General features: G+C 49.2%; 10 protein-coding genes. 3 read left to right on the forward strand and 7 right to left on the reverse strand.

Features of this window, described 5'->3' with window-relative positions:
• Window positions 1–266: 266 nt before the first annotated feature.
• The 3 genes from K3G39_RS04320 (at window position 267) to K3G39_RS04330 (ending at window position 4173) form a co-directional block, all read left to right on the forward strand.
• On the forward strand, window positions 267–1745 hold the full coding sequence (locus K3G39_RS04320) for an MBOAT family protein (protein ID WP_220624949.1): 1479 nt from the start codon (window positions 267–269) through the stop codon (window positions 1743–1745).
• Window positions 1746–2870 carry a hypothetical protein gene (locus tag K3G39_RS04325; RefSeq protein WP_220624950.1) on the forward strand — a complete coding sequence of 375 codons (1125 nt, stop codon included), beginning with the start codon at window positions 1746–1748 and terminating at the stop codon, window positions 2868–2870.
• Window positions 2871–2931: 61 nt separating this feature from the next.
• Window positions 2932–4173 (forward strand): DUF563 domain-containing protein, encoded by a 1242-nt coding sequence (locus K3G39_RS04330; RefSeq protein WP_220624951.1) that lies wholly within the window; start codon window positions 2932–2934, stop codon window positions 4171–4173.
• A 34-nt stretch (window positions 4174–4207) separates the two neighbouring features.
• Here K3G39_RS04330 and K3G39_RS04335 read toward each other — a convergent pair whose 3' ends face one another.
• From K3G39_RS04335 to K3G39_RS04365, 7 genes are all read right to left on the reverse strand, one after another.
• Entirely contained in the window at window positions 4208–5398 is a 1191-nt protein-coding gene (locus tag K3G39_RS04335; RefSeq protein ID WP_220624952.1) for a glycosyltransferase family 4 protein, read from the reverse strand.
• 94 nt (window positions 5399–5492) lie between these two features.
• The gene (locus tag K3G39_RS04340) at window positions 5493–6839 is read right to left on the reverse strand and encodes an NAD(P)H-dependent oxidoreductase (RefSeq protein ID WP_220624953.1); all 1347 of its coding nucleotides are present in this window, start codon (window positions 6837–6839) and stop codon (window positions 5493–5495) included.
• Between the two features lie 126 nt (window positions 6840–6965).
• The gene (gene rfbC / locus K3G39_RS04345; protein ID WP_220624954.1) at window positions 6966–7517 is read right to left on the reverse strand and encodes a dTDP-4-dehydrorhamnose 3,5-epimerase; all 552 of its coding nucleotides are present in this window, start codon (window positions 7515–7517) and stop codon (window positions 6966–6968) included.
• A gap of 162 nt (window positions 7518–7679) precedes the next feature.
• Window positions 7680–8789 carry a CDP-glucose 4,6-dehydratase gene (gene rfbG, locus K3G39_RS04350; protein ID WP_220624955.1) on the reverse strand — a complete coding sequence of 370 codons (1110 nt, stop codon included), beginning with the start codon at window positions 8787–8789 and terminating at the stop codon, window positions 7680–7682.
• Window positions 8790–8867: 78 nt separating this feature from the next.
• Window positions 8868–9668: a glucose-1-phosphate cytidylyltransferase gene (gene rfbF, locus K3G39_RS04355; protein WP_220624956.1), complete on the reverse strand. Its 801-nt coding sequence runs from the start codon at window positions 9666–9668 to the stop codon at window positions 8868–8870.
• Window positions 9669–9953: 285 nt separating this feature from the next.
• Window positions 9954–10775 (reverse strand): WecB/TagA/CpsF family glycosyltransferase, encoded by an 822-nt coding sequence (locus K3G39_RS04360; protein WP_255593961.1) that lies wholly within the window; start codon window positions 10773–10775, stop codon window positions 9954–9956.
• A 4-nt stretch (window positions 10776–10779) separates the two neighbouring features.
• Entirely contained in the window at window positions 10780–12174 is a 1395-nt protein-coding gene (locus K3G39_RS04365) for an undecaprenyl-phosphate glucose phosphotransferase (RefSeq protein ID WP_255593963.1), read from the reverse strand.
• Window positions 12175–12694 lie beyond the last annotated feature (520 nt).

Consider the following 12694-nt stretch of genomic DNA (forward strand, 5'->3'; position numbering starts at 1 on the left):
CTGGCATGCCTAGGGCAGCTATACCTGTTAATGCAATTTTTTGTTACGCTGTAACAGCCATTTTAAATCAGTTGCGTATAGAGAGCAGCACAATTATTCCGGAGTGTCTATACATCAAGAAAATATATACCGGAATCCTAAACCTTTTGGCCCTACTCCTAATATAACAAAGGAAACGGCTTCGTCCCGACACAGGCTCAGGCCAGGGGAAATCACCACAGGGTATGGGGCTACACGCATCTCCCGATCAATAACGGCGTCTGCATATGTTATTCAACTCTACTGAATTTTTCATATTCTTCCCGGCAGTAGTTACGCTCTACTTTTTAACGCCCCCGAACCGAAGATGGCTTATACTGCTGCTGGCCAGCTACTATTTTTATGCCTCGTGGCGGCCGGCTTATACCCTTATCCTGCTTGGCTCTACCCTGATTGACTACTTCTGCGGCCGCGCCATGGGCAGGTATAGCGACGAAGAAAAACACAAACGAAAGCCATACCTATACCTCTCATTATTCTCTAACCTGAGCATACTTGGCTTATTCAAGTATTACAATTTCTTTAACGACAGCGCACGGGATGTTGCCTCGGCACTGAACATGGATTATGCTGTACCGGCTTTCGAGCTGCTGCTGCCGATGGGTATCTCCTTCTATACCTTCCAGACCATGAGTTACTCGATTGATGTATACCATGGGCGCATCAAGCCGGAGCGGCATCTGGGGGTATTTGCACTGTTTGTTACCTTTTTTCCGCAACTGGTGGCAGGCCCAATCGAACGGGCAGGTAATCTGTTAGAGCAACTTAAGACGCATCATGAATTCAGCTACGACCGCATTGTAGGTGGTTTGCGACGCATGGGCTGGGGTTTTTTCAAGAAGATCATGATCGCAGATAACCTGGCTCTGATGGTGAACCAGGTATACAACAACCCAACCGACTACGAAGGCATCACGCTCATCATCTCTACCGTTTTCTTCGCATTCCAGATATATTGCGACTTCTCAGGCTATTCCGACATTGCCATCGGCGCGGCACAGGTGATGGGCTTCCGGCTGATGGAGAACTTCCGAAGACCGTATTATTCCAAGAGTATTTCAGAGTTCTGGAGCCGCTGGCATATATCACTGTCCTCCTGGTTTCGTGACTACCTGTACATTCCGCTGGGTGGCAACCGGGTCGTAAAGTGGCGCTGGTACTACAACCTGTTCATCACATTTCTGGTGAGCGGCCTGTGGCACGGTGCTAACTGGACTTTCGTGGTGTGGGGCGCGTTGCATGGCTTTTATCTGGTGTTTGCAATCGTCACGGCAAGTCAGCGCGACGCAATGGCCAGATCGCTTGGACTTACCAGTCGCCCGTTACTCTACAAGTGGGTACAGGTACTGAGTGTGTTCGCGCTGGTGCTCTTCTCATGGGTGTTTTTCAGGGCAAACTCCATTGGGGAGGCCATATACATACTGCAGAGTAGTGTGGCAGGTATAGGCAACATCCGGCAGCTGCTGGCAGGTATAGACTTGCAGCACATCCTGTTCATGGACCAGGGTTTTAAGGTGTTTGCCGTGTCTGTCATTTCGATTATGATCATGGAAACGGTGCACCTTATTCAGCGCCATGGCAGCGTGTCGCAGCTGATCAGTCAAAAACCTGCGGTGGTGCGTTGGGGACTTTATTATGCGGCCATCGTGGCGGTGCTGCTTTTCGGGCAATTCGGGCACCAGGAGTTCATTTATTTTCAGTTCTAAATGGCACAGGAAACGAAAAATAATGAGGTAAAAAGACTTTTCAAGAAACTGCTGCTGCTCGTGCTGCCCTTTGTGCTATGGCCTATTATAGAGGCTGTTGTGTTGCCCATGAACTTCTTCACTTTCAGGATCTGGGAAACCATTTCCGTGAACAGTGTGCGCCTGATGTCAGGACCATTTTACCCGAAGATGCACCTGCACATGGAAGAAGAGGGCGAACTGGCCCCACGCACCCCTTATGCCGAGAAAAAACAGGTGGAATGGTATACCGACCCCTATGGCTACCGCAACCGCGACACAAAAGCAGAGGTACTCCTGATCGGAGACTCCAATATCACAGGTGCCAAACTCTCGCAGGAAGAAACGCTGGCCGAAGTGCTGGAAAAGCAGTTGGGGAAAGAAGTATACTCCTTTGCTCCCGCCACAGTCAACCGTTTTCTGGGCACCAAACGTTTCGAGGAAAATCCGCCTGAGATGGTGGTAGTTTCGAGCATTGAGCGCCGTATACCTGAACTACCCGCCGTGGGCGCCACAGGTATAGGCAACAAGCTCCGCGACCGGACAGGCGCCATGATCAACTCGTCAAAGGTGCTGACCTGGCTGGCCGTAACAGCAGACCGCATTTCGAAACTCGCCTTCTACCACCGCACACTGGCCAATATTGAGCGGAAATTCGGCCGAAAAGAGTACATCAATTATCAAAATGAATTTTTTATGGAAGGCGAGTATGCAAACCGAACTTTTGCTGACGAAGAAATAAAGCAGATTGCCAATGTGCTGGAAGGCTACAAACATGCGCTGGCAAAACGCGGTATACCTTTTGTTTTTATGCCTATCCCTAACAAAGAAAACATTTACCACCAGTTGCTGCCATCTGCCCAAAAACCAGACTTTCTGCCCCGCCTGGTGACTGAACTCCGGCAAAGAAACATACAGGTGGTGGATATACAGGAAACGTTCGAGCACTTATACCTGAACGAGAAGAAAAAGCTGTATCCTGCCGATGATGGACATTGGAATAATACGGCGGTAGCAGCGGCGGCCCAGCTGCTGGCGCAACATTTGCGGCAAACAGCAGATAGCACAGAAAATAACACCCGACATCTGGTAAAGAAGTTGGAATGATGCTGCAGCACAGCCAAAATTGGATAACAAACGTATAGTAATTATTACTCACCATATATATATGAAACCTAAGGTATTCTACGATAAATCTACAAATCGCCTGAAAAAAATACTTGGGCGTATCATCCCACATAACACCCGATTCAGACCTAACGGCGTTTGCCAGGTCAATACAAAAAGTGAGAATGGCTCTTCTCAGTCCGAAGTGAAGGTGCACAGCATCTACCCTAACCTGACCACGCCGCTTGAGATTTCAGAACAACTATACCAGGCTTGCTCCGACTACTGGAAGCCGATGCGCAGCGTAACCACCGACTATGTGGTGGTAGAAGTACCCAACGGGCGTCTCTATACAGATAATGAAAGCAGCGTAGCGATAGTGTCGCAGCAGAACCGCATTGTTGAGAATGTGTCGCTCAGTCTGGTAAATGGCAAAGTCGTAAGTGCTTACAAGAACAACATCTTCACCCAAAGTTATTTTCAGGCGCCGACCCGCTTCAAAGGCACTGTCTTCAGTATGCTGACTGGTGGCGCTGGGCTCAATAACATAGGCCACTGGTTTCTGGATGTGCTGCCGCGCCTGCACCTGCTCCGTGAAAGTGGTCTCTATGACGAAGTAGATTGGTTCCTGGTGCCCAACACGCGATACAGTTACCAAACCGAAACGCTGGAGTTGCTGGGTATACCTGCCGAAAAGATTATCACCTCGATGGAATACCATCACCTCACTGCCGATCGCGTTATCGCTTCCACGGCGCCGCGCGGTAACCATACCTTGGTGCCACGCTGGCTAGGTCAGTACATCCGCAACTCATTCCTGCCTTTGGTACAGCATGAAATCTTACCGGCATCGAAGCGGGTACCGTACCTGTACATTAGCCGCAGCGACTCGGCTATGCGCAATGTACTGAACGAAAAAGAGCTGCTGGAAGCGTTGGAACCCTATAATTTCAAGTCGATCGTTTCGAGTAAGTATAGTATTCTGGAGAAGATCAGGATGTTTTCACAGGCCAAAGTGGTGGTATCGGCTACAGGTGCCGGACTGATCAGCATGTTCTTCTGCAAGCCGGGCACCAAGATCATCGAGATCTTCCATGAAGGGTTTGTGATAGAGCCTTTCTATGACATTGCCACCAAAATAGACCTGGACTACGATTACATCATCTGCAAAGGCGACAAGCCGGTGCATAATGCAGACGAAGGCCAGCGCCAACACCTGCATGTAAATACAGACCAGGTAGTAGAGATACTGGAGAAGATGCGTGATAAAACAGAAAAGAAAACGAATGTAGAAGCGGTATAACGCCTGCTACCCAATAAAAAATTGCCTCTGTGACCTAGGTTGCAGAGGCAATTTTGTTTTTAGCCCGGATGGCGTCTTCATAAATAGAAAGCAGCATGCGGTAATTAGCTTCAGGCGTATACCTGGCTTCGTAGCTTTTCCGGGCAGCAGCACCCAGTTTGGAGGCCAGTGCAGGATGCTGCAACAACAGCTGTACCTTTTCGGACAGTTCGGCGGCTCGGCCTGGACTATAGTGCAGCCCATTAACTCCATCCTCCACCAGCTGCTCTGCCCCGCCTATTTTGGCGGCGACTACAGGCGTACCGGTTGAGAAAGCCTCAATGATAGTCATGCCGAAGGTTTCCATCCACTCCGACGAAAAAATCAATCCTCGGGCGCTTTTCAGCAGCTCCAGTACCTGTTCCCGGTTCTGAAATCCCAGGTAGTCTATACCTGCATGTGCCGCCGCATAAGCCTCTACCCGTTCCCGCAGCGGACCATCGCCTACCACTTTCAGGGGGAAGGTTTTCAATTCGTGTGCTTTCAGCAAAGTTTCTATACCTTTCTCTGGTGTCAGGCGGCCTACATACAGGAAAAAATCGTCCCGCTCGGCATGTCCTATGCCTATATCCTGGGTAAAATTCGGCTTAACGGCCAGTTGCTCTGGTTTGAGTTTGAGGGATGAATCACGGAACAGTTCAGCGGCTCCGGGCGTGAGGGCAATGAACTTAGCGACTTTACTTTTCCAGGTTCCCAGCACTTTGTGTATACCTGTGGTGAGCACCACAGAGGCTGTCTGCACGGCGGAGTCACGGTATACCTTCTGGCGAACGGCGTCTATTGGGAAGGTCTTATGCAGATTTTCCAGTTGAACTTTCCCGTTGTAATAGAGCAGAGCACTCGGGCAAACCAGGCGGTAGTTGTGCAGCGTCATCACGATGGGTACGTGCATGCGCTGGGCCACAGAAAACACGGACGGGGAAAGCAAGGGAAAGAAGTTGTGCACATGAATCACATCAGGTTGAAAAGCCCTAATCCGCTCCTCTACCACTTTTGCGCTACCCGAATTATACACTACGCCCAAAGCGGCTTTCAGCTTCTCAGAAAGGCTATTCATCTCTTTGTTTGAAAAGGTCAGCTTCTCTACCTGATGACCGTGTTGTTCCAGCAAAGCAGCCTCCGCATGAAAAACGGTATCCTCGCCTCCTGCCTGTTTGTAATAGTTATGTATGATAAGTATGCGCATGTATCATTATGTTGGCAGGTATACGAAATCCCGCCCGTGCCATACCTGACCAGAGCGGGATTTTGCCTGTTGGAGTATTTTAAACCTGACGTTTCTAAGCCAGTGCAGTTTTATTCTGTTCTTGGTCTTTAGCCTCTGCAAAAGCCGAAGCGAAGTACTGGCGCTGCTCCTCCCGCAGCTTGTCGATCGTCCGGCCTTCCGGCAAAATCACGTCGTCGTAGGTGAGCACTTGGTCTTTCGGGATGTCGCGCTTCAGCACACAGCCTTCGGCTATACCCATTGGCAGCAGATTTTCGTGGGCGGTCATGTCAGCGTTTTCGCACAAACCGTAGGTCATGTAGTGGCCGATACCATCGATGATCTCACCAGCTTTCAGATCCTTTTTAGCGGCAGTTACTACTTCCACATACGGTCGATCCAGAGGCGTGAGGGCAGCATCGTTGAAAAGCACGGCTCTGGCGATGGTCAGTGGCACTTCGAGGTGACAGAGATGATACGGGGTATAGAAACAATAGAGTGGCCCCTCTCCCATCTTATAATAGTTGAGGTAATGTTGTTGCCTAGGGTTATCCTGCGTAGCGAGCACAAACACGCCGCCAGCCGGCTCGGCTATACCTACCACGTAGTCCACAATGCCCGGTCCGTTGGTGAGTTCTTCCAACGGAAACAAGTTCACAGACTCCCGGATGTTAGCCCCTTGTGGTGCGTAAGGTCCCAGCATACCGCGTTTTGCCACGCGCATACCTGTTCCGTTCGCCACGATGGCCTGCTCAAATGAAATCTTGGTACCGTCGGCAAAGGAAGTTACCATAGCAGGATTCTGTCCCCAGCGTTTGGCAAAGCCTTCCTGGGTGGTCGGATTGCGGTAAGGGTCGTGCAGCCCTTTGATGTTGCCGCAAAGTACCGGTTTCATCCCGATGGACTTCACGTAGCGGTACAGGTTCATGATCACGCCAGGCTGGTCGCCGTCCACATTGGTGAACACGACGCCCGCTTTGTCGGCGTATACCTTTAGAATCGGACCAACTGTGCCATCCACTTCGGCATCCATCATGATGGTGTGCTTGCCGTTCCGGATGGCCTCCAGCGCCACCTGCGCTCCGAACTCCACGGCACCGGTTACTTCCAGAATAGCGTCTATACCTTCGGCGCGACACAAAATCATCGGGTCGTTGGTAATGCTATACCTGCCGTTCCGTATGTTTTCTTCCAGCGCCTCTTTCAAGTCGACTTCCTCCACTTCGGCTATACCTGCTTCGTTGTAAGTTTCGCGGGCACGTTCAATGGTTCGGTTTGAAATCGCCACCAGTTCCATACCCGGCACGTGGTTTTTGATTTGCAGCGCCACACCTTTGGCCATAAATCCGGCTCCTACCATCCCTACACGTACAGGTCTGCCCTCGGCTTCTCGTTTGGCTAATGCGGTATCTATAATGATCATAGTTCTTCTTTTAAAATGCGCTTTTGTTAAAACGACTTCCTCGGTTTCGGACAAGATCCAATTCAGCTCGAGGTATATAATCCTGTCGATTTTATGTCAAGTGCCCAATACCTGTAATCCACTCACTTACAAAGCCGATCCCTCCTGCACAGCCTCCAGCAACGGATGGTTCTGGTCTTTCTCCGAGATCACCTGCGGCTCCACGGGCCACTGAATGTTAAAAGCCGGGTCGTTCCAGCGGTGACCGCGCTCTGCCCCTGCCGCATAAAAGGCCGTTACCTGGTACATCACGTCGGAATTATCTTCCAAGGTCAGGTAACCGTGTGCGAAACCTTCCGGCACGTAAAGCATGCGGTAGTTGTCAGCAGTCAGTTCCACGCCGATCCACTGCTTGTACGTTTCAGAGTCAGGACGCAGGTCCACGATTACATCGTAAATAGCGCCTCTGGTACAGCGCACGAGTTTGGTTTCGGCGTGTGGGGCCAGTTGCATGTGCATGCCACGTAAAGTGCCTTTCTTGTAGTTGTAACTCACATTCGCCTGCACCAGGTTGGTGTTGAGTCCGTGCTGCTCAAACTCATTCTGGCAATAAGCCCGTCCGAAAAAGCCACGCTCGTCCTCCAACTTTTTGATGTCGATAATGTAAGCGCCTTTTAGTTTGGTTTCTGTAAAGATCATGTGTGTTTAAATCTCGCTGGTGTGCTTGATTATTAGAAATTAAAAATTAGAAATGTTGTTGTCCCATACCTGTCATCCATTCTATTTACATTAGCTTCTTTCAGGCAGAAGCGAAGGCTAACTAAACCAAGAAGGTGACAGCAAATCCTTAATTTTTAACTTCTAATTTTTAATTAAAAAGGCAGGTTGTTCTTCTCCCAGGTATTCGGAGATCTGCCCCATCGTAAATTCTTTGATATCGGTTATACCTTCGTGGTAGGTTTTGTACCAGGCAATGGTGCACTCAATGGCCTGCGCTGAGTTGTATTTCGGAGTCCAACCAAGTTCTACCAGCGCTTTACTGATGTCCAATTTGAGCAGACCGGCTTCGTGCGGCTGGTTTTTGAGCTCCGGCTTGTCGTAGCTACCTGACCCCCATACCTGTAAGGCTTTCTGTACTAGATCCTCCACTGGGCTGTTATCACCGGCCTGCGGACCAAAGTTCCAGGCGCCGCCAAAGGTTTTCGGATCTTCCGCCAGTTTAGCACCAAGCAAGAGGTAACCGCCCAGCGGCTCCAATACGTGCTGCCACGGACGCACAGCATTGGGGTTGCGTACTGTTACCGGCTCTCCTACCCGCAGTGCCCGCACAATATCCGGTATAATCCGGTCCTTGGCCCAGTCGCCGCCGCCAATCACGTTACCGGCACGGGTGCTGGCAATTGCTTTCTGGTGTTTGTCGTAGACCTCCGGATGGAAGAACGATCGGGTATAGGACGAGATCACCAGTTCCGCGCAGGCCTTGCTGGCGCTGTACGGGTCGTAGCCTCCCAGCTGGTCGGTTTCGCGGTACGGGTATACCCATTCCTTGTTCTCGTAGACCTTGTCTGTTGTGATCAGCACAACGGTGCAGGGCTTCTCCATTTTGCGCACCGCATCCAGCACATGGGCCGTACCGATGGCATTTACAGCAAAGGTCTCCGACGGAAATTCATAAGAAAGACGCACCAGCGGCTGCGCAGCCAAGTGGAATATAAAGTCCGGTTGAAAGCGCAATACTGCTTGTTCTACGGCTTCTTTGTCACGAATATCAGCGATTACCGATTCGCACAAATTATCGCCGTCCATCAGGTAGTACAGGTCTTCTTCGGTTTCAGGTGCAAGGGCGTAGCCCATCACCTCAGCACCCAGGGAGTGCAGCATTTGCAACATCCAGGAGCCTTTGAAACCAGTGTGGCCTGTCAGAAAAACTTTTTTGTTTTGATAGGTTTGCTGCAGAAATTCTCTCTTCATCAGCTTATGTTTCGCTAAAAGGTCAGGTATAGGATATGTTATACGCAGGCGCCATCATTCCGGTATACCTATTGCCGTTTAGGCATTTACAGGTTGGTTTTGAATTACTTTATACCAGGGCGCCTTTCCTTGCTGGATCAGCTCTTCCAGGTAGTTTTTGTCACGCAGGGTATCCATTGGCTGCCAGAAGCCGGTGTGTTTGTAGGCTGACATTTCGCCTTCACGGGCCAGACGCTCCATCGGCTCACGCTCCCAGGTGGTGTGGTCACCGTCAATATAATCAATTACCGAAGGTTCCAGCACAAAGAAGCCACCGTTGATCCATGGTTGCTCGCCGCCTTCAGGTTTTTCCTGGAAGTGACGCACATGTGTGTCTTCTCCGGAAAGCGTGAAAACACCAAATCGGCCGGGCTGCTGCACTGCGGTAAGTGTGGCCTTGGTGCCCTGCTGCCTGTGAAACGCAATGGAAGCACTGATATCCACATCGCTCACACCGTCGCCATAAGTCAGGCAAAACGTCTCGTCGCCAATATAATCGCGTACGCGTCTCAGTCGGCCACCTGTCAAAGTGCCCTCCCCCGTGTCAACCAGCGTCACTTTCCAGGATTCTGTCTTATTTTGGTGCACCTCCATGCTGTTGTTGTTCATGTCGAAGGTCACATCGGAGTTATAGAGGAAGTAGTTAGCGAAGTATTCTTTAATCATGTGGCCTTTGTAACCGCAGCAGATCACAAAATCGTTGATGCCGTGGGCCGAGTATATTTTCATGATATGCCAGAGAATGGGTTTTCCGCCGATTTCTACCATGGGCTTCGGCCTGATGCCACTCTCTTCACTGATGCGGGTTCCGTATCCACCTGCCAGTATTACAGCTTTCATTAATTTCTAAGGGTTTGGGGTGAAGTTTATTTTAAATCTGTCTTCTATACGACAATTACTATATTTTGATTTTGATAATGCAGATTTTCCTGCAATTGTCTAGTCCTGCGGGATTTATACCTGAGTTTGGTCTTGTGATATCATATGCTTGTAAGTCACGATATGATTTTTGTTCTTATACCTGAAAAGCAACCGTAGGTTGTGTTACAAGGTATAGTTTAGGTATAGGAGCGGCACGAAAAAATGCGCTGCGGGCTTCTATACCTGCACAGCGCATTTTTGGATTTACCCTACCGAGACGGTAGTGGCTTTGTTATGTTTGTTTTTGGGCCAGAGCATATCTTTCAGGGTCAGGTATACGAACGTGCTGTTGGTAACGAGATAGCGCTTCCAGAGTCGTTTCGGCTCTTGGTACAGGCGGTACGTCCACTCTAGCGACAGGTCTCGCGCCCATTTCGGCAGTCGTTTCTCCAGTCCGGCATAGGTCATGTAGGCTTGTCCTACTCCCAGCATACAGGCTTTTACGCGACCTTTATGCTCGGCCATCCAACGCTCTTGTTTCGGACAACCTAAAGCCACAAACACCAGATCGGCGCCTGCATCGTTTATCATATCCACAATCGACTGGTCTTCAGCTTCGGTCAGCTTGCGGAAGGGCGGTGAATAATGCCCCGCCACACGCAACGCTGGATGCTTTTCTTTTGCAGTTGCCACCACAGCTTCCAGCACATCGTCTGTAGAGCCGTAGAAGAAAACCGACTTGCCTCTGGCAGCGGCCTCCTCGATCAGGCGCGGCATCAGGTCCATACCTGGCACGCGGTCCTGGGTGTGGCCATACTTCAGCTTTATCAGCTTCGAGAGCGGCCCACCATCCGGCGAAGCCACATCCGCCTCGTTGAGGATCTGGTTAAAGTCCGGGTTCTGGTGAGCCTCTACGAGCATGTGCACATTGGCAAAGCATACATAAGACGAATCCCGGTTATCAGTCATCCAGAAGACCTGCTCCACAAACTCATCGAAACGGCCAGTGGTGATGTAGGAATTAAGTAAGCGACGTTTCTGCTGCAAGGGTGCTGCCGCTCTGGGTAAGGTGCTAAGTTCAGTCATTTCCTTAGTAAGCATTTTTCTCGCCCTTCACCATGTTCCAAACTGTCAGGAATATGATTTTCATGTCCATCATAAAGCTCCAGTTTTCCATGTATTTCACATCGTACTCCACACGTTTCTCCATCAGATGCACTTCTTTGGTTTCGCCGCGGTAGCCGCTCACCTGTGCATAACCTGTGATGCCCGGTGTTACGAAGTGGCGCATCTTGTATTTGTTGATCACTTTAGAGTAATGATCCAGTTGCGAAACCAGGTTCGGACGCGGCCCTACTACGGACATATCACCTAGCAGCACGTTGAAAAACTGTGGCAATTCGTCTAGGTTAGACTTACGCAGGAAGGCACCTACTCTTGTAATACGCGGGTCATTCTTTGTGGCTTGTAACTCAGTGCTGTTATTCACACGCATGGTTCTGAACTTGTAGCACACAAACAGTCTGTTCTTTTTACCAGGACGCAACTGCTTGAAGAAGATCGGGCCGGGTGAGCTGATTTTGATGGCCAGCGCGATAATCGGCATTACGATCGGGAACAGGAGCAGGATAACGGCAGACGAGAAGGCGATGTCAAACACACGCTTCGCCACACGGTTGGTCACTTGCTCCAGCGGCTCCTTGCGCACACTGATCATCGGGATATTCTGGTAGAAGTACATGTTCACTTCGCGCTGCACAATGGCGCTGAAATCAGGCACAATGCGGAAGTAGATGAAGTTCTCATCAGCAAACTCGGTCAGTTCGTCGATGTGTTCCTTATCGTTTACCGGCAAGGTGTAGTATACCTCGTCAATGTTGTTCTGAAGGCAGAAATCCTGCAGGTCAGCCACATTACCTTTTACCATGCTGCTGTGCTTGCTCAGTTCGTCGGCTTTGTCTGTGAAGAAGCCCATGAACTTACGGCCCGGCGCTTCGTCACTGCTGAAAGTCTGGTGCAAGTTGATGGCGGCTGGTCCCATACCTACGATCACGTAGCGGCTGTAAGCCATATCGGACTTCGAGAAGTAGCGCTGTGCCAGAAAAAGAACCACACGGCTAACACCGATCAGCAAGGCTGTAAACAGATAGGTATACAGCAGCAACAGGCGGGACAGATGCTCCAGGTTGAAGATTACAATACAACTGGTTAGTATCACAGCGTGTATCGCAAACGCATTCAGCAGGTTACCTGTCCTTCTGCCTACCGGCAGGAATGCGTCAACTCTGAAAACAAAGTTCTTGAAACCTGACACGATCCACCACACGAGCGCAAACAGTACAAAAAAGATACTGTACTGGTGTGTAAGCTCAAGATCGCCGTATCTGAAGAGGTTTGAAAGCTTAAATGCGAAAGCTATTAATATGATGTCTAGTATTAATAAGAGTATTCTATTAAAACTATTATAGTGTCTGTATTTGTGCATAACCTGTAATTGTACTTATTGAATCATAATTCCCTTTTTCACTTAATTGACTTTCCTACTCCACTCGTCTTCAATCACTTTGCCAATTCCCACGTTGCCCGGGGATCCATGACAACTCTACTGTCTGTAACCACCTTTAGCTTTTTAATCTTATCCTGATTTGAGTTACTCACTTGCTAGGTCAAATCCGGCATTTAAATTACCAACCAGAATTTAGACTGAAATACGACTGCATTTATATTAAGGTTTATTAATTTATCGCTAAATCATGAATAAAATCTGAAGTGACAATATTAACATATTCATATTTTTAAATAGAGATACGTTAAAATTATATCTTTAATCTTTATTATATAACTTTTTAAATAAAAGATACCTTCCAAGCTCATTGTTTCTCCGAGGGATTCACTTATCAGATGGAGTTTTTCATTAAAAATAAATCTTAGCCTAGTCTCAAACTGATAATAGAAATTCATTTCAGACCTGAAGCTCTTAAAGTGGACTATAATGAATAGAAAAC

The sequence above is a fragment of the Pontibacter sp. HSC-14F20 genome, from assembly GCF_019599265.1.
In the GTDB taxonomy this organism is placed as follows: domain Bacteria; phylum Bacteroidota; class Bacteroidia; order Cytophagales; family Hymenobacteraceae; genus Pontibacter.